This is a genomic window from Pandoraea commovens (genome assembly GCF_902459615.1).
In the GTDB taxonomy this organism is placed as follows: Bacteria; Pseudomonadota; Gammaproteobacteria; order Burkholderiales; family Burkholderiaceae; genus Pandoraea; species Pandoraea commovens.
Genome location: NZ_CABPSA010000001.1, coordinates 100,588 through 117,507, shown reverse-complemented (window position 1 = coordinate 117,507; position 16,920 = coordinate 100,588). Strand labels below are relative to the sequence as shown.

The 16,920-nt window shown below is 64.2% G+C and carries 12 protein-coding genes; 6 read left to right on the top strand and 6 right to left on the bottom strand.

Features of this window, described 5'->3' with window-relative positions; genetic code table 11:
• Window positions 1-12: 12 nt before the first annotated feature.
• Entirely contained in the window at window positions 13-1,422 is a 1,410-nt protein-coding gene (locus tag PCO31010_RS00440; RefSeq protein WP_373275401.1) for a DUF2252 domain-containing protein, read from the bottom strand.
• A 112-nt stretch (window positions 1,423-1,534) separates the two neighbouring features.
• Entirely contained in the window at window positions 1,535-3,259 is a 1,725-nt protein-coding gene (locus PCO31010_RS00435) for a mechanosensitive ion channel family protein (RefSeq protein WP_150662503.1), read from the bottom strand.
• Between the two features lie 295 nt (window positions 3,260-3,554).
• On the opposite strand from PCO31010_RS00435, the gene PCO31010_RS00430 reads away from it, so the two are divergent.
• Window positions 3,555-5,675: a putative bifunctional diguanylate cyclase/phosphodiesterase gene (locus PCO31010_RS00430; protein ID WP_150662502.1), complete on the top strand. Its 2,121-nt coding sequence runs from the start codon at window positions 3,555-3,557 to the stop codon at window positions 5,673-5,675.
• A 25-nt stretch (window positions 5,676-5,700) separates the two neighbouring features.
• Here the strand turns inward: PCO31010_RS00430 and PCO31010_RS00425 are convergent, their stop codons facing one another.
• The 3 genes from PCO31010_RS00425 to PCO31010_RS00415 all read right to left on the bottom strand — a co-directional run bounded on the left by PCO31010_RS00425 (window position 5,701) and on the right by PCO31010_RS00415 (window position 9,319).
• Window positions 5,701-6,261, bottom strand: coding sequence for a winged helix-turn-helix transcriptional regulator (locus PCO31010_RS00425; RefSeq protein WP_150662501.1), 561 nt, complete (start codon window positions 6,259-6,261; stop codon window positions 5,701-5,703).
• 221 nt (window positions 6,262-6,482) lie between these two features.
• Window positions 6,483-8,027, bottom strand: a complete 1,545-nt coding sequence (locus PCO31010_RS00420; protein WP_150663421.1) for a DHA2 family efflux MFS transporter permease subunit — start codon at window positions 8,025-8,027, stop codon at window positions 6,483-6,485.
• A 146-nt stretch (window positions 8,028-8,173) separates the two neighbouring features.
• Entirely contained in the window at window positions 8,174-9,319 is a 1,146-nt protein-coding gene (locus PCO31010_RS00415; RefSeq protein WP_150662500.1) for an HlyD family secretion protein, read from the bottom strand.
• A gap of 131 nt (window positions 9,320-9,450) precedes the next feature.
• Here PCO31010_RS00415 and PCO31010_RS00410 point away from each other — a divergent pair, with 131 nt between their 5' ends.
• Window positions 9,451-10,992, top strand: coding sequence for an efflux transporter outer membrane subunit (locus PCO31010_RS00410; protein ID WP_150662499.1), 1,542 nt, complete (start codon window positions 9,451-9,453; stop codon window positions 10,990-10,992).
• Between the two features lie 18 nt (window positions 10,993-11,010).
• Here PCO31010_RS00410 and PCO31010_RS00405 read toward each other — a convergent pair whose 3' ends face one another.
• Window positions 11,011-12,051 carry a DNA-binding protein gene (locus PCO31010_RS00405; RefSeq protein ID WP_150662498.1) on the bottom strand — a complete coding sequence of 347 codons (1,041 nt, stop codon included), beginning with the start codon at window positions 12,049-12,051 and terminating at the stop codon, window positions 11,011-11,013.
• 149 nt (window positions 12,052-12,200) lie between these two features.
• Between PCO31010_RS00405 and PCO31010_RS00400 the strand changes: the two genes are divergently transcribed.
• The 4 genes from PCO31010_RS00400 to acuI all read left to right on the top strand — a co-directional run bounded on the left by PCO31010_RS00400 (window position 12,201) and on the right by acuI (window position 16,851).
• Entirely contained in the window at window positions 12,201-13,313 is a 1,113-nt protein-coding gene (locus PCO31010_RS00400; protein WP_150662497.1) for a site-specific integrase, read from the top strand.
• Between the two features lie 200 nt (window positions 13,314-13,513).
• Window positions 13,514-14,647 (top strand): NAD(P)H-dependent flavin oxidoreductase, encoded by a 1,134-nt coding sequence (locus PCO31010_RS00395; protein WP_150662496.1) that lies wholly within the window; start codon window positions 13,514-13,516, stop codon window positions 14,645-14,647.
• Window positions 14,648-14,661: 14 nt separating this feature from the next.
• Window positions 14,662-15,774: an NAD(P)H-dependent flavin oxidoreductase gene (locus tag PCO31010_RS00390; protein WP_150662495.1), complete on the top strand. Its 1,113-nt coding sequence runs from the start codon at window positions 14,662-14,664 to the stop codon at window positions 15,772-15,774.
• 90 nt (window positions 15,775-15,864) lie between these two features.
• Window positions 15,865-16,851 (top strand): acrylyl-CoA reductase (NADPH), encoded by a 987-nt coding sequence (gene acuI, locus PCO31010_RS00385; RefSeq protein WP_150662494.1) that lies wholly within the window; start codon window positions 15,865-15,867, stop codon window positions 16,849-16,851.
• The last annotated feature ends 69 nt before the right edge of the window (window positions 16,852-16,920 follow it).

The window sequence follows — 16,920 nt, the reverse complement described above, 5'->3', positions numbered from 1 at the left end:
TGCGCTCCTTGTTCAGGCCATAAAGTCGGCGGCCATATCCGCGTCGGTGCGGGCTTCGAGCCGCCCGTCTCGACACGCCTTGCGGAACACCTCATAGTCCCGCTCGACCTGATCGGCGTAGTCCGTCGCGTAATGAATCATCGCCTCGCCCAGACGAATCCCCTTGCCGACATAGCCCACGAGTTCGGGCGCGCATCCCCCCGCTTTGGCATGCGCGCGGGCCAGCACCCAGCCACACAGACCGGCGTATTCGCGGAAGCCGTCGGCCCGGAACAACTCGAACTGCGCGGATATCTTCATGTCGCGCAGCTGGCGGCCATAGATACTGCGACCGAACGGTCCCGAACCCCAGCCGAGGAAGGCATCGGAGGCCGCCTGCATGAGGCGCTGCCCCTCCACGACACGACGCCCGTCATGCTTGGGCGTGGCACTGCGGAAGAAGCGAGAGACGACCGAGCGAGAAGCCTCCTTGAACTGGAGGAACAGCGGCTGCTCGTGGGTATCCATCATCAGCAACACCAGACAACGCGTACCGACGCTGCCGACGCCCACAACTTTGAAGGCCAGGTCCTGCTGCGTATAGCTATCAAGCATTCGGGCACGATCGGGCGGGAGCGAATTGGCGTAACTCTTATAGACGGGGGCGAACAAGGTACGCCAGTCGCCCAGACCCAGCCAGTCGTCTTCCGGACCGAAAAGCGTAGTCGTGCCGTGGACGTGGAACACCGTGGGCGGCGCGTCGCGAATCTGCCAGTGATCGCCGACCTGCTGCGCGAACTTCGGCAGGACGTTCTCGTGGGTGCGGCCGGACGCCCGGGCGATGCCGCGCTTGACGCCCTCACGCACACGATCGGTCCTGGCCAGATCGATCATGCGCTCAAAGGTGATCTGCTCGTGCCAGAGTTCAATGGTCGGCATGTGAGCGTACTCGTCCAACCGTCGGGCGTAGCTGTCCACGGCGGCGCGCACCATCTCGACACCCAGCGTGTCGCCGAAGCCGAACTGCCGTGCGGCTAGCACCAGACTCGCGCACAGCCGCTTCAGATCCCACTCCCACGGACCGGGCGCAGTTTCGTCGAAATCGTTCAGATCGAATATCAACGTCCGCTCCGGGGTGGCGAAGCCGCCGAAGTTCGCCAAATGGCAGTCCCCGCAGATCTGCAGGGTGAGCCCGGTGTTCGGCGTACCTGCCAGATCGTGCGCCTGGATAATCGCACTGCCGCGATAGAACGCAAACGGCGACGCGAGCATCCGGCCGTAACGCAGCGGTACGAGCGCCGCCACCCGCCCGTCGCTGCTCGTTCGCAACAGTTCCACGATATCGCGGTCGGTGTTACCGAGATGCGAATGGCTGCTGCGGGGCGTCTTTTCGCGAAGCTGCCGCCCCGCTGCGACGCGAGCCTCGAATGGCACGCTAGGCACCGTCGGCTGTGAGGTTGCGGTAGGTGCGACAGGCACTGCGGTCGGAGCGGCTGGGGTCGCTTTCGCGGCACTTGCCTTTTTCGTCAACGATTTAGCGGTCATGACCAGCTCCTTATTCTTGTGATGTCGGTGATGTCGGCGATGGCGCGGATGTCGACGGCACACCGCCCGCATCCACGGGCGCACGCGCCGGGATCGGATACCAGTGTTCCGGCCGGATCGTCAGCGGCGAATGCGGTTGCTCTTCGAAGTGCGGCGACATGATTTGCACGCCGTAACGGTTGAAGACGTCCTGAATGTTTTCGTGAAGCGCAGAGATCGCGGCAAAGCGCGTGGATGGATCGCGCAAGGTGCCGAAGACTTCGTACTCGACGTAGAAGTCCGACAGCGCCCGCTGCAACACATACGGCGCGGGCTCAGCGGCGATTTGCGACGTCTGCGTCGCCGCTTCGATCAGCATGGCGTGCACCTGGCGCCACGGCGTGTCGTAGCCAATGGTCAGCGTCGTGCTGATCGCGATGCCGTGTCCACGCCCCTGCGTCGTGAAGTTGCGCACCGTGGACGCCACGACGACGGCGTTCGGGATGGTCAGCTCTTCCTGTGCGAGATTGCGCAGCTTGACCGAAAGCGCATCGACGCCGATGACCACACCGGTAGCGTCGCCGATCGACACGAGATCGCCCTTCTTCAGCGAGCGGCTGTAGATCACGACCATCCCGCTCATCAACTGATTCACAATGCCGCTCGATCCCAGCGTCACCATCAGACCGAGCAGGACCGACAGACCTTTGAAGACGTCGCTCTGCGCGCCCGGCATGTAGGGGTAGGCAAATGTCAGCGCCAGCCCCCAGACCACAACCGAGACCAACCGCCGTGTTGCACCGGCGGTCTCGGGGTGCATGCCGGGAATGGACAGACGTCCGCTTTGCACCGCGTCGAAGACATTGTTGACGAGGCTCTGCAACGCGCGCGTGAGAAGAAAGATCACGATGACGGTGAGGATGCCCGGGATGGCAGCGGCCACCCCGATGCCGAAACGGTCGACAAGCGTCCACAGGAAGTCCGACAGGCGACCGGCCAGCGGCTGACTGGCCGGGAACTGCATCAGCACGAAGATGAGGTAGAGGTAAGCGACGGCCAGCGCGAGACATACAGCCCCGATCTGCACGATCTGGTGCACAAGGTGGACGGCCGACCCTGTCCAGTCGAAGGTGCGGGCCGTGCGTTGCAGGACACGCTTTTCGAAGGCGGTCTGAAGGCGGGTCTCAAGTCGGGTCCGCATGCGCCCGATGCCGATCACGAACATCGCCAGCACCACGGCACCGAGCGCACTGAGCGCGATGCCGCGCAAAATTGTCGGCCAGTGAAGCTGCTCGCGTCGCGCGGCGAAGGCCGCCTGAAGATTCGTCTGCACCTCGGCTACGACGGCGTCGAACGGACGCGGGTCGCCCGGCGCGAGGTCGTCGGTCGTGAGTGCAAAGAGGATTCGGTCGCGCACGCGAAATGCCACGCCGGACACGCCGCCGAGCGATGCGTGCAGCACGTCGACAGGCAAATCGAAGGCGCGCCCGGGCAGACTGTCGAGTACCGCCTGCGCCCGAGCCACCCGCACTTCGGGGGTTGCGCCACCCAGCGTGCCACGGAACGTGGCGACCGGCCGGTCCATGAAGCGAAGCTCGGCCCCGTCGCTCGGGGCGTTGGCGGATGCGGCCGCAGCCCCCGAAGAGGCCTCCGGCGAAGCGGCAACCGCAGATGTCGCTGATACCGCAGCCGTGAACGGCGCGACGGCTATTCCAACTACCACCAGCACTTGCAACAGCCCCATGCGAATGCGCATATCACGGCTCCTGCGGGCACGTTGGCCACCAAGATTGCACTCAGTGAGAGGAAATCCCAAGGAAATCAGGCAAAATCTAGGGCTGCTGTATTTCGCCCCGCGCGGGCGGGTATGGACGGATTATTCACTATGGCATCGGCACTGTCGAGCATCGACGCCGCAGGCGCGAAGACGCGCGCGCGGGATGTGGGCAGTCGCAGGTTCCCAGATTCTCGGAAATATTCCACCGCAATCCTCAACTATTGGCGATGCGTGCCGATAACCAGTTAAGCGGGACTTTTCGGTCGGTTTTCATATGTCCAGTTCGTACAGTGGTTGGCTTGTTGCGCTATCGCTCGCAGTGGCAGTACTGGCGTCGTTCACGGCGCTCGACCTCTCAGGTCGCATCTATCTTATGACCCACCGTGGCATGCGCCACGCGTGGCTTGCCGTGGGCGCGACCGCCATGGGCATCGGCATCTGGTCGATGCACTTCATCGGCATGCTCGCCCTGTCGCTGTCACCTTCGTGGTCGCCGCTCGACTCGAAAGCCACGCTTGCGCTCGGTTACGACCCGGCCATCACGGCGGCGTCGCTCGGTATTGCAATCGCGATTTCATGGGCGGCGCTCTGGCTCGTCGCCAGCGAACGCTTCACTCGGTGGCGCCTCGGATGCGCGGGCGTCACGCTGGGCATCGGCATCGCCGCCATGCATTACTCAGGCATGGCCGCCATGAAGATGGACCCGGACATCAGCTACGATCCGTTGCTCTTCGCCGCGTCGATCGCCATTGCCATTGCGGCCGCCACGGCGGCGTTGTGGATCGCCCGGACGTTGCGCGACGGCAGCCTGCGCTTTGTCATGGCCAAGCGCGTGGGCGCCGCCATCGTCATGGGGCTCGCCATCACGGCGATGCACTACACGGGCATGTCGGCCGCCACGTTCGCCGCAGGCGCCGTCTGTGGCGCCGCCAACGGCGTGAGTTCGCCGTGGCTGGTCACGACCGTGAGCCTGTTCACCTTCCTGATTCTGGTCACCACCCTGCTCGTCTCCCGTCTGGATGCACGCACGAGCTTCCTGGCCAACTCCGTCCTGCAACTGAACACCCAGATCGCCCGCATGGCGACGTACGACGCGCTGACGGATCTGCCTAACCGCCGCGCCCTGCATGACGCCGCCGCGCGCATGCTGATCAACTCGCGTCGCGACCAGCGCCGGTTTGCGGTGCTGTTCATGGATCTGGACGGCTTCAAGACGATTAACGATTCGCTGGGCCATAACGTGGGCGACGACGTGCTGCGCGCCTTCGCCAAGCGACTGCGCAAGAACGTGAACGGCGACGACGTAGTGGCCCGACTGGGCGGCGACGAGTTCGTGGTGCTGCTCGGTTCGCTGTCGTCACCCGAAGTTGCGGGACGCGTGGCGCAGCGACTGCTCGACGACATGCGAGACGGCCTGAAGGTCGGCTCCCAGTCGCTGCACGTCATGCCCAGCATTGGCGTGGCACTCTTCCCGGACGACGGCGACAGCATCGACCTGCTGCTCAAGCACGCCGACACCGCCATGTACGAAGCCAAGCGCGCGGGCCGGGGCATCTTCCGGTACTTCGAGCCGCGCATGAACGCGGCAGCCCAGCGCACCTGGGAGATCCAGCAAGCGCTGCACGACGCCGAGAGCGAACAGTACTTTTCGCTGCATTTTCAGCCGAAGTATCGCGGCGACACGGAGGCGCTGGCAGGTGCCGAGGCCCTGCTACGCCTCACACACCCGACCTTCGGCGAGTTGCAGCCGGCCGACTTCATCCCGGTCGCCGAGCGCACGGGTCAGATCGTGCAGATCGGTTACTGGGTGGTGCGTGCCACCTGCAAGCACATCAAGGAGTGGGATGCGGCCGGGTTGCCGCCGGTGAAGGTTGCGATCAATCTGTCGCCGCGCCAGATGGCGCAGTCGCAACTCGTAGAGAACATCGTGGAAATCGTGCAGGACGCTGGCATCGCTTGCACGCGCCTGATGTTCGAGATTACGGAGACGGTGGCGATGTTCGATGCACAGCACACGATCGATGTGATCCGCGCCTTCCAGGATCACGGTTTCGAGGTGGCAATCGACGATTTTGGGACGGGCTATTCGAGTCTGGCGTACTTGCAACGCTTCCGCGTCAAGCAACTGAAGATGGACCGCTTCTTCACCAACGGACTGGATACTTGTGGACGCGAAGGCAGTGCCGTGGTGTCTGCGATCATTGCGCTGGCGCACTCGCTCGACATGGACGTGGTTGCCGAAGGCGTCGAGACGGCTTCCCAACGCGAGGCACTGAAGACACTCGATTGCGACGAGTTGCAAGGCTTCCTGCTGGGCAAACCGCTCACCGGTGACGCCTTTGCGCGCCTGCTTGCGTCGCTTCCGGGCATCCCCGGCGCCCCCATGATGGCGTGAGCCGCCATCACAATACCAAGCAAAATCAACGATCAGCCGCCGCTTCCTCAGAACCGACTTCCGCTTTTCCTTCTGCGCCCGCCACAGGCTGTCCCGTCGCAAACGCCGCGGCGCGCGCCAGGCGCGCACGCATGCTCTCGGTCGCCACCGGCCCTGCGGTCGGCACGTGTCGCTTCGGGTCCAGACGCACCCCCGTCACCGCATCGACCACGACTGGCTCGACCACTTGCCCTGTCTCCCGGTCCACCAACTGAGCCGCAATGCCTTCCGGCGCAAAGTGACGGTTGCCCCACGCGAGCAAGGCCCACAGCACCGGACGGAAATCCCGACCGGCGTCGGTGAGCACATATTCGAAGCGCGGCGGGCGGTCGCAGTACTGACGACGCGCAAGCAAGCCTTCTTCCACCAACGCATTCAGACGTCGGGTCAGCATGTTCGGCGCGATATCCAGACGACGCTGAAAATCGTCGAAGCGCGTGGTGCCGTAGCCTGCCTCGCGCAAGATCAGAATGCTCCACCATTCGCCCACACGCTCAAGGCTGCGGGCGATGGGGCACTGCATATCGCGGAATGTCTTTCGTTGCATACGGATTCCTCCTGTTCAGCGCCGTCGATGACGACAGCGCTGCCTATTACCATGCAAGTGAGCATAAGCGCGTCGACACCGACGGGCAAGCCGCTCGTGCCTCGAGCACTTCACATTTCACTTTAACAACGAGGCGCCATCGCCACCCATCATTTAAAATCAATGACTTACGAACGATTTACAACGCAAATAGTTTGAAGTGAATTCTCTGACCGATATCCTCAATGCGCATCTGCGCTCGGCGCTTTGGGCGGTGCAACCCGTCGCATGAGCGGCACCATTAGCGTCACGCCCAGGAAGATCAACCCCAACCCGCCGAAGATGTCGCCGAACGTAATCGTCTGTGCTTCACGCAACGTCAACAGCCAAAGTTGACGAAGCGCCGCCGTCTGCGCATCCACCACATCGAGTCCAGTCGCGCCCAGCCGGGCGCCCACGCTCGCCAGCCACTGACCGACCGCCGGATTGCCCTCACCCATGTGCTCGGCCAGCCGGAAGAAATGCAGATTCGTCCGGTCGTTAAGGACGGTCGTGCAGACGGCAATCCCGATAGCGCCGCCGAGGTTGCGCATCAGATTGAAAAGCCCCGACGCCAGACGCAATCGTGCAGGCGGAAGGCTGCCCAGCGTCAGCGTGACAATCGGCGCCACCGCGAATTGTTGCGACGCACCGCGCAGCGCCTGCGGAAGCATCAGTTGCAACGATCCCCAATCATGCGTGATGGGCGCGAACTGCCACATCGACAAGGCAAAACCGCCAATTCCGAGCATCATCAAGATGCGCAAATCGATCCGGTTGGCCAACATTGCGTAGATAGGAATCGACAACAACTGGAAGACACCCGTGGAGAACACAGCCATCCCGATCTCGAACGCCGAAAATCCACGCACGCGCCCAAGAAACAGCGGCGTGAGGTAAATCGTCGCGAAGATGCCGATGCCCGTTGCAAACGAGAAGAAGCACCCGAGCGCGAAGTTCCTCTGCTTGAGCGCTCGCAGATCCACAATCGGCTGCGAATACACCAGACTGCGCCAGATGAACGCCACGCCGCACAGCCCCGCGAGCCATGCCGTCGCACGGATGGTGTCGTCACCGAACCAGTCCCAGCGCGGCCCCTCTTCCAGCGTGTATTCGAGACACCCAAGGCTGACCGCCATCAGGACCATGCCGAGGTAGTCCGCACCACGCAGCAGCGAGAAGTCGGGCCGGTCGATGCGTACCATCAGCGGCACCATTACCGTCACGAAGATGCCCGGCACGATGTTGATGAAAAACAGCCAGTGCCACGAGTAGTTATCCGTGATCCACCCGCCGATGGTCGGCCCGAGTGTCGGCGCGAGTGACGAGAGACCGCCGATTACCGCCGCTGCTACCACGCGCTGCGGCCCACTGAAGAAGGCGAACGCCGTGGTGAAGACCAGTGGAATCATCGAACCGCCGAGAAACCCTTGCAGCGCACGGAACGCGATCATGCTCTGGATGTTCCACGCCGCGCCGCACAGCAAGCTCGCCACGGTAAAGCCCGCCGCCGAAGCAGCAAAGATCCAGCGCGTCGACATCACGCGAGACAGCCAGCCCGAGAGCGGGATCACGATGATCTCGGCAATCAGGTAGCTGGTCTGCACCCAGGCCGTTTCGTCCGCACCCGCCGAGAGCCCACCGCCGATATCGCGCAACGATGCCGACACGATCTGAATGTCGAGCAACGCGATAAACATGCCGACGACCATCGTGCCGAAGGCAATGATCTTGGCGGGCGTCGACATGGCGTCGACCGAGAAGCCGCCACCCGCCGCTGCCGGTGCCGGGGCCGCCGTCAATCGCGGTCGTTCGTCGTTCGCGGAGTGACCCGGCGATCCGCCGCTGTCACCACTGGCAGGTAGCGGTTGCGCTGCCCCCGAGTTCGCGGCGCTCATCGTGCGGCTACCTTGGCGGGTGCCGGGGCCGACGACTTGTCGCCACTGCCATCGCCACGCGCATCCACCTCGGCCGTCACCGAGAGGCCGGGGCGCAGCGTCCCCAGACGTGCGTCCGCATCGTCAAGCTGCACCCGCACCGGCACGCGCTGCACGATCTTGGTGAAGTTGCCCGTCGCGTTTTCCGGCGGCAACACGCTGAATTGCGCGCCCGTCGCAGGGGCAAGACTCGCCACGCGACCGTGGAAGACGCGACCGGGCAACACATCTGCCTCGATCTTCACCGGCATGCCGGGACGCAGATGCGCCACCTGCCCCTCCTTGAAGTTCGCGTCAACCCAAAGACCGTGCGCGGGCACGACGGCCAGCAGTTGCGTGCCCGCCTGTGCATACGCGCCCGGACGCGCCCGGCGGTTACCGATCGTGCCGTCGACCGGCGCGCGCAGCACCGTGTATTCGACGTTGAGTTTGGCGATGTCGCGCTCGGCAACGGCCTGTGCCAGTGCCGCCTGCGCCTGCTGCTTCTGCGTGGCGATCACGTCCAGTTGACGCTCGGCTGCCACAGCCCCCGCCTCCGCCCGCTCGCGATTCGCGGCAATCTGCTTGTAATCGGCGTCCGCCTTCTGCGCACTCTGCACCGACACCGCCGCCTTGGCGACGAGATCCTGATAGCGCACTTGATCATCGTGTGCGCGCCGCGCGTCGGCGGTCACCGCCACCACACTGGCGCGCGCCTGTGCAATGACCGCTGCCTGCAACTTCGTCGTCGCATCGAGATTCGCGATCAGCGCCTGTTGCGCGGCAACAGCCCCTTCGGCCTTTGCCAACGCGGCCCGGTAATCGCGGTCGTCCAGCCGCACCAGCACGTCGCCCGCATGCACCATCTGGTTATCCGTCACCAGGACTTCTGCGATGTACCCCGGCACTTTGGGGCCGAGCACGGTGACGTCGCCACCCACATAGGCATCGTCCGTCGATTCGAGATAGCGCGCCGTCGTCCACCAGTAAGTCCCGTAGCCGAGCACCGCAATCGCCGCGACGACAATCGCGCCACGCATGGCGAAGCGGCGCGGGAACTTGCGCTTCTCAGAGGGACCGTCCGGTTGGCTGGCGTGTTGGGCGGGAGTGCTTGGGGATGTCATGGGTCGATCCTTCTTCGCGCTTAAGGCGGTGATGAGACAGAGAACGGGAAATCGCAACCCGGGGGTTGCTTTCATAATGGAAGTGAGTATAGAGTTGCAACTATCATCTTGCAAGTAACTCGTTAAATTCCATGAATGCAACCCTGCTCTCGGTGTCCAGCGTTACCCCGTCGATTCTGCGCAATGCCTTACTGGCGCTATCTGTCAGCGCGATGGCCGGGTGCGCCGTCGGCCCCGATTACGTCGCACCGAAGGCCGATTTGCCGACGCATTTCCAGGGCAGCGCAGCCCTTGCGCAACGCGATGCGAGACACGGGCTGGCGGGCACGCCGCCAGAAAACAGCGTGGCATTGGATCGCTGGTGGACGAGCTTTCGTGACCCGGTACTGACGGAGATCGTCGAACAGGCGCTCGCCCAGAACCTCGATTTGCAGGCCGCCATGGCACGCGTCGAACAGGCCCGGGCGCAAGCGCGTGCGGCCGGGGCGCAACGACTGCCCTCGCTCACACTGGACGGCAGCGTGACGCGCGAGCACCAGTCGCTGGAAAGCCCGCTTGGTGTCGTGGCGCGCAACCTCCCCGGCTACAACCGCAACATGACGATCTACGACATCGGCGCGGGCGCAAGCTGGGAACTGGATCTGTTTGGTGGACTGCAACGCTCGGCGCAGGCCGCAGGTGCGTTGGCACAGGCGGCGCAAGCACAGCGTGACGGCGTGCGTGTGAGCATCGTGGCCGAAGCCGCCGATGCCTATTTCCGCGTCAGGGCCGCCCAGCGGCGACTGGCCATTGCGCAGGACCAGATCGACACAGACGCCCGGTTGATGGAAATCGTCCGATTACGGCTGAAGGATGGCCTGGCGACGGCGCGCGAACTGGCGCAATCGGAAGCGTTGCTTGCACAAGCACGCACGACGCTGCCGCCGCTGCGTATCGAGCGCGAGACGCAACTCAATCGGCTCGATGTGCTGATGGGCGCCGCACCGGGAACGTATGCACGACGCATGAGCGTGGCAACGCAGGATGACGACCTGAAGGCGCGTGCGCTGACGATTCCCGCTATCGGTGACGCCAGCGCCCCCACCGATTTGCTGCGACGCCGACCGGATGTCATCGCCGCCGAACGCAAACTGGCGGCGTCGAACGAACGGATTGGCGTATCGCTCGCGGAGTATTACCCCAAGCTGTCGCTCTCGGGGGTGCTGGGATTCGACACGCTCGCTGGCGCACGCGTACCGAGCGTCGCAACGTTCCAGCCGCTCGCCGCGCTGGGCCTGCGCTGGCGCCTGTTCGATTTCGGACGCATCGACGCCGAAGTCGCGCAGGCGCGCGGTGCAAATGCACAAGCTTTAGCGGAGTACCGGCTGTCGATGCTGCACGCCACGGACGATGTCGAAAACGCCATCGTCACACTGGTGGAATTGGAGCAGCAACGCAAGGATCTGGCGAGCGCCGTCGACGCACAGACACGCGCGCGCGACAGCGCGCAGGAGGCGTACACGGGCGGGACCGTCAGTCTTTACGAAGTGCTCGACGCCGACCGCCAGTTATTGACAGTGCGTGACGCCGATGCCCGTGCACAGGCAGACAACGCGCGGGCGGCCGTTGCGACGTTCCGCGCGCTCGGCGGTGGATGGGAGGCAGATGCGCCGACAGTGGCGCAGGTGAAGTGAAGGTCGGCGTCACACCGATCAAGGACGTCGCGCCCGACGCAACACTGAAGCCGTCGGCGCGACGGCGCTGCTCAGACGCCGCTTGACGCCCTGCGTCATGCCGCGTCCAGCAACCGAACCCGACACCGCCGGTGCCGCCAACATCGACTGATAAGTCGAGGCCAATGCTTCCTGCGTACTGACCTGCTCGCGCAGTCGGGCGATCACTGCATCCTGCAACGCTTTGGCCGAGCGCATTTCGTGCTGCGCTTCGGTCATCGTCGCGAGACTCGCCTCAGCCTCCTGCATTTGACGTTGCGCCTGCTTGCGCTCCTGCTGCAACGACTTGATGGATTCGCGCGCCGCATCCAGCTCCAGCATCAATCGGCGCTCGTTGGCATCGGCACGCTCCGCAAGCTTCGACCGCTCGGCATCCCAGTCCGCACGATGCGAGGCATGCGCCTCCTGCATCGCTTGCGCCGCGTCGCGTGCCGAGGCAAGCGACTGACGTGAGGCAACGGCATCCGCCTGCGCATCGATGAGCAACGCTTCGGCACGACGTGCCTGTGCCTGCGCTTCATCGCGCGCCTGACGCGCATCCGCCGCCGCCGTCTCCGCCGAAGCAATCCGCTCGTGCAACACGGCGCGGGCTTGCTCCAGCGCTTCGCGATCTGCCGCCAATTCGGCCGCCCGCGCATCGAGCGCCGCTCGCTGTACAGCGGCCTCCTCGGCCAGCGCCGTGCGGGCTTCGTGGATCGCCAACGCCCACAAATCCAATGCAGCGCGGGCCACCGGCTCCGGCATTGGCACACCGTCCGGCAAACTCGCTAAACCGCCATTGGCACCGCCCCCACCGTTCAGACGCGCCCCCAATCCCGCAAACCACGCATCCAGATACGGACTTACGGTGTTCGGCGATCCGCGCCCCAATTGCTGGCGAATCCGCTCAATCGTCGGACGCTGCCCCGACATCAATAACGTGTCGGCGGCCGTCCACACGTCGTGCTCGGAAATGCCGCGACCGCCCTGTCGAGGCGACGGTGCGAGCGTGACGGATTTGGGGGTTTGGGACGCAGTCATCGCGAACACTCCTTGAAATCGACGGCATTGCCAAATAAGTCACGATAATGGAAGATTATCGATACTTATTTATGACATACGTTATATTTACTACATATTACATATGAATTCATATGTTCGGTAGGATAATTACGTTTCAAGGCGATTCAATGCGCAAAAGCAACGCTGGCGATATCGTGAAAATCGTGGACGCCTCCCACCTCCCCGCGCCGCTGAACCCGGCAACACTGGATGCCGATGCCCGGGAAGCCGCACAGGCGCTCGTTCATGAAGGCGACTCGGCAAATACGCGTCAGAGTTATCAGTCGGCCATGCGTTACTGGATGGGTTGGTATCGGTTGCGCTACGGTGCGCCGCTGATCCCGCCGCTATCGGCCGCCGTGATCGTGCAGTTCGTCGTCGATCACGCACAGCGTCAGGGCAAGCATGGGCTGACGACGGAGATGCCCGAGGTACTCGATGCGGCGCTGGTCGCACAAGGGCTCAAAGCGCGCGCCGGTCCGCCCGCGCTCGCGACGCTGCTTCACCGGATGAGCGTCATCGCCAAGCTGCATACGTCGCGCGATCTGCCTAATCCCTGTGCGGAACCGGCGGTAAGGGAGTTGCTCGCGAAGACACGTCGCGCCTATGCGAAACGCGGCGTGCGGACCGCCAAGAAAGATGCCCTCACCCGCGAACCGTTGCGCGCGCTGCTGGCCACCTGCGACGACACGCTGCGCGGCAAGCGTGACCGGGCATTACTGCTCTTTGCATGGGCGAGCGGCGGACGCCGACGCTCCGAAGTCGTTCGCGCAACGTGCGAGAACGTGCGACGCAGCGGACCGGAACATTACGTCTATACGCTGGGCTGGTCGAAGACGAACCAGCAAGGGGCCGACCGTCCGGAGAATGAAAAGCCGGTGACGGGTGCAGCCGCCGCCGCGCTCACCGACTGGCTGGCGGCGTCCGGCATCGAAGACGGTCCGATCTTCCGGCGTGTGCGGCGCGGGGGCCATATCGGAGAAGCGCTTTCGGAGGCCGCAGTGCGCGATATCGTGCGCGACCGCTGCGCACTGGCAGGCCTCGACGGCGATTTCTCTGCGCACTCGTTGCGCGCAGGCTTCGTGACGGAAGCGGCACTTCAGCAAGTGCCACTGGCGGAAACGATGTCGATGACCGGACACACCAGCGTGGCCACCGTTGTCGGATACTTCCGTCGGGCAGACATGCAACGCTCGCGTGCCGCCGATCTGATGGGCGCCGACGACGGCGCGCAAGAATAGGCATTACGTGAGCGATGCTCAGTTATCGCCTTGACTCCCGAGCACCACCGCAAGATGCCCCGACAGCACCAAAGGTGGCTGGCATAAAGATGCATTTCAGTGGTATCTTTTGTCGCCATAGGCGTATGCCATAGTGAACATACCGCCTGCTGTGACTGCCGCTGTTCCCCCCCATTGAACACTCTTAGGTGCAGATCGTCATGCCTAGCTCCCTCGCTTCCCAATCCCGTAATCGCGCGCTCATCGAGCGACTCGGCCTGCTCACGCCAATCATTCAGGCACCGATGGCGGGCACGTCCACACCGGCGCTTGCGGCTGCCGTCTCCAACGCAGGCGGGCTCGGCTCCATTGGCGTAGCGGCGGTAAATGCGGAAGCGGCTCGTAAAGCCATTCACGAGACGCGCGCCCTCACGCGCAAACCGTTCAACGTCAACGTGTTCTGCCACGCACCGGCCAAACTCGACGCCGCGCGCGATGCCGCCTGGCTTGCCTATCTGGCGCCGGAATTCGCACGCTTCGACGCCACGCCGCCCGCCACGCTCAGCGAGATTTACAAGAGCTTTGTCGCCGACGACGCGATGTACGCGATGCTGCTCGAAGAGCGTCCGGCCGTCGTCAGCTTCCATTTCGGTTTGCCGTCGCAAGAGAAGATCGACGCGCTGCACGCCGCTGGCATCATGCTGTTCGCCACGGCGACGAACCTCAACGAAGCGCGCGCCATCGAAGCGGCCGGTGTGGACGCCATCGTCGCGCAGGGATATGAGGCCGGTGGCCATCGCGGACGCTTCGAAGATCTCGGCGACCGCGTGCCGACCGACGACGAGCAGCTCGGCACCCTCGCCCTCGTGCGGTTGATCGTGACGCACACGTCCGTTCCCGTGATCGCCGCTGGCGGCATCATGGACGGCGCGGGTATCGCTGCGGTGCTCGCGCTCGGCGCGCAGGCCGCACAACTCGGCACGGCCTTCGTCGCATGCCCGGAATCGTCGGCCGACGCTGCTTACCGGGAACGACTCACCGGCCCGAATCCGCCGCGCACCGCCCTCATTCGCGCCATCTCCGGGCGCCCCGCTCGCGGCTTCGTCAATCGGCTCTATGCGCTTGAACAAACCGCCGAGCGTCCTGACTTGCCTGCCTATCCTGTGACGTACGACGCAGGAAAGGCCATCAACGCCGCAGCCAAGGCCAAGGGCAACAGCGACTACGCCGCACAATGGGCCGGTCAGGCCGCACCGCTCGCGCGTGCGATGCCAGCCAGTGAGCTCGTGGGCGTGCTGCGCGCGGAAGTGCACGAGACGTTCGACGCGCTGCGCGATCTCGCCGCCAGCTTCTGAGACGGGGCCAGACCATGACTACGAAAGTCTCCGCCTCGACCCGCATCACTCAACGTCTCGGTATGACGACGCCGATCATTCAGGCACCGATGGCTGTTGCATCGACACCGGCGCTTGTCGCGGCCGTCTCCAACGCTGGCGGGCTCGGCTCGCTCGCCGTCGGCAATATGGATGCCAGCGCCGCGCGCGATGTGATCCGCCAAACCCGCGCGCTGACCTCCCGTCCGTTCAACGTCAATGTCTTCACGCACATGCCCGCGCAAGCCGACGCCGCGCGTGAAGCGGCGTGGCTCGCCTATCTCGCACCGGAATTCGCGCGCTATGGCGCAAAGCCACCGGAGGCGCTGCGCGAGATCTATCTGAGCTTTGTCGAAGACGTCGCGATGTATCAGATGTTCCTCGAGGAGCGCCCGGCTGTCGTGAGCTTTCATTTCGGCCTTCCGTCGCAGGACTGGATCGACGCATTGAAGACCGCAGGCATCGTGCTCTTCGCTTCAGCCACGAATGAAGCGGAGGCCGATGCCATCGAAGCTGCGGGTATCGACGCTATCGTGGCGCAGGGCTGGGAAGCCGGTGGGCATCGCGGACGCTTCAACGACGAAGGCGACCGCCGGGCGAGCGAAGACGAGCAACTCGGCACCTTCGCGCTGGTGCGGCGTCTGGTGGCACGCACGTCGCTGCCAGTGATTGCAGCGGGCGGCATTATGGATGGAGCAGGCATCGCCGCCGTCCTCGCCCTCGGTGCGCAAGCGGCCCAAATGGGAACGGCGTTCGTCACCTGCCCGGAGTCGGGTGCCGACGCGGCTTATCGAGACGCGCTGCTCAGCGGACATCCACCGCGCACGGCGCTCATTCGCGCCATCTCGGGACGCCCGGCACGCGGACTCGCCAATCGCTTCTGGGCATTGGAGCAAGTGCCCGGACGGCCCGCCATTCCGGACTATCCCATCACCTACGACGCGGGCAAAACGCTCAACGCGGCCGCAAAGGCACACAAGGAAAGCGGCTATGCGGCACAATGGGCCGGTCAGGCGGCACCGCTTGCGCGTGCACTTCCCGCAGCGGAACTAATCGACTTTCTCACGCGAGAAACACGCGACGCCATCGCAGAGGCCATCTCTGGCTGACGCAACTTCGTAGCGACGGTTGTCTCGCATCCGGTGAGGACCGTCGCTTGCGCCTGCCCCACAGCCCACCCGCTTCGGAGACTTCAAGGCATGTTCAATGCAATCCTGTTGACGCAGTCGGACGGTGTCACCCACGCTCAGGTGACCGAACTGCAAGACGATGCACTGCCTGCCGATGGCGACGTACTCGTCGGCGTCGATTACTCGACCATCAATTACAAGGACGGCCTCGCCATCACCGGCAAAGCGCCCGTCGTACGCTCGTGGCCGATGGTCGCTGGCATCGATGGGGCAGGCACTGTGCTCGAATCGTCGCACCCCTCGTGGCGTAAGGGGGATCGCGTGGTGCTCAATGGCTACGGTGTGGGTGAAACACACTGGGGATGTCTCGCGCAGAAGGCCCGACTGCGCGGCGACTGGCTCGTGCGGTTGCCCGAACGCTTCACTCCGCGCGACGCCATGATCATCGGCACGGCGGGCTACACGGCTATGCTCTCGGTCATGGCACTTGAGCGCGGCGGTGTGCTGCCGCATCACGGCGATGTGCTCGTGACAGGCGCTTCGGGCGGGGTCGGGTCGGTGGCCATCGCGCTCCTCAGCTCGCTCGGCTATCGCGTCGTGGCGTCCACCGGCAAATTGCATGAGACGGAGTATTTGCAGGCGCTCGGCGCCTCGGAGGTCATCGACCGTCGTCTGTTGTCGGACCCGGGTAAGCCGATGCAGAAGGAACGTTGGGCGGCGGTGGTCGATTCCGTCGGCTCGCACACGCTGGTCAATGCCATCGCACAATTGCGTTATGGCGGTGTCGCGACGGCATGTGGTCTCGCGCAAGGCATGGACTTTCCGGCCAACATGGCGCCGTTCATTCTTCGCGGTGTGACGTTACACGGTATCGACAGCGTGATGGCGCCGCGCGAGTTGCGCGAGGAAGCGTGGCAACGGCTTGCGCGCGATCTCGAACCGCAAAAGCTCGGCGGCATTTCCCATGACGTCAGCCTTGCGGACGCCATCGCCATCGGTCAACGCATCGTCAAAGGCGAGATCCACGGCCGCGTGGTCGTGAATGTGAATCGCTGATATCTCCGCCGCAACGACAAAGGGCAGCCAACTGGCTGCCCTTCAAACTGACGTCCACCTGCAACGTTC

Bases quoted from the DNA above. Each gene is read 5' to 3' on its own strand.
- PCO31010_RS00435 (WP_150662503.1), bottom strand. From the start codon at position 3,259: ATGCGCATTCGCATGGGGCTGTTGCAAGTGCTGGTGGTAGTTGGAATA.
- PCO31010_RS00425 (WP_150662501.1), bottom strand. From the start codon at position 6,261: ATGCAACGAAAGACATTCCGCGATATGCAGTGCCCCATCGCCCGCAGC.
- PCO31010_RS00420 (WP_150663421.1), bottom strand. From the start codon at position 8,027: ATGTCGACGCCCGCCAAGATCATTGCCTTCGGCACGATGGTCGTCGGC.
- PCO31010_RS00400 (WP_150662497.1), top strand. From the start codon at position 12,201: ATGCGCAAAAGCAACGCTGGCGATATCGTGAAAATCGTGGACGCCTCC.
- PCO31010_RS00405 (WP_150662498.1), bottom strand. From the start codon at position 12,051: ATGACTGCGTCCCAAACCCCCAAATCCGTCACGCTCGCACCGTCGCCT.
- PCO31010_RS00430 (WP_150662502.1), top strand. From the start codon at position 3,555: ATGTCCAGTTCGTACAGTGGTTGGCTTGTTGCGCTATCGCTCGCAGTG.
- PCO31010_RS00410 (WP_150662499.1), top strand. From the start codon at position 9,451: ATGAATGCAACCCTGCTCTCGGTGTCCAGCGTTACCCCGTCGATTCTG.
- PCO31010_RS00390 (WP_150662495.1), top strand. From the start codon at position 14,662: ATGACTACGAAAGTCTCCGCCTCGACCCGCATCACTCAACGTCTCGGT.
- PCO31010_RS00395 (WP_150662496.1), top strand. From the start codon at position 13,514: ATGCCTAGCTCCCTCGCTTCCCAATCCCGTAATCGCGCGCTCATCGAG.
- PCO31010_RS00415 (WP_150662500.1), bottom strand. From the start codon at position 9,319: ATGACATCCCCAAGCACTCCCGCCCAACACGCCAGCCAACCGGACGGT.
- acuI (WP_150662494.1), top strand. From the start codon at position 15,865: ATGTTCAATGCAATCCTGTTGACGCAGTCGGACGGTGTCACCCACGCT.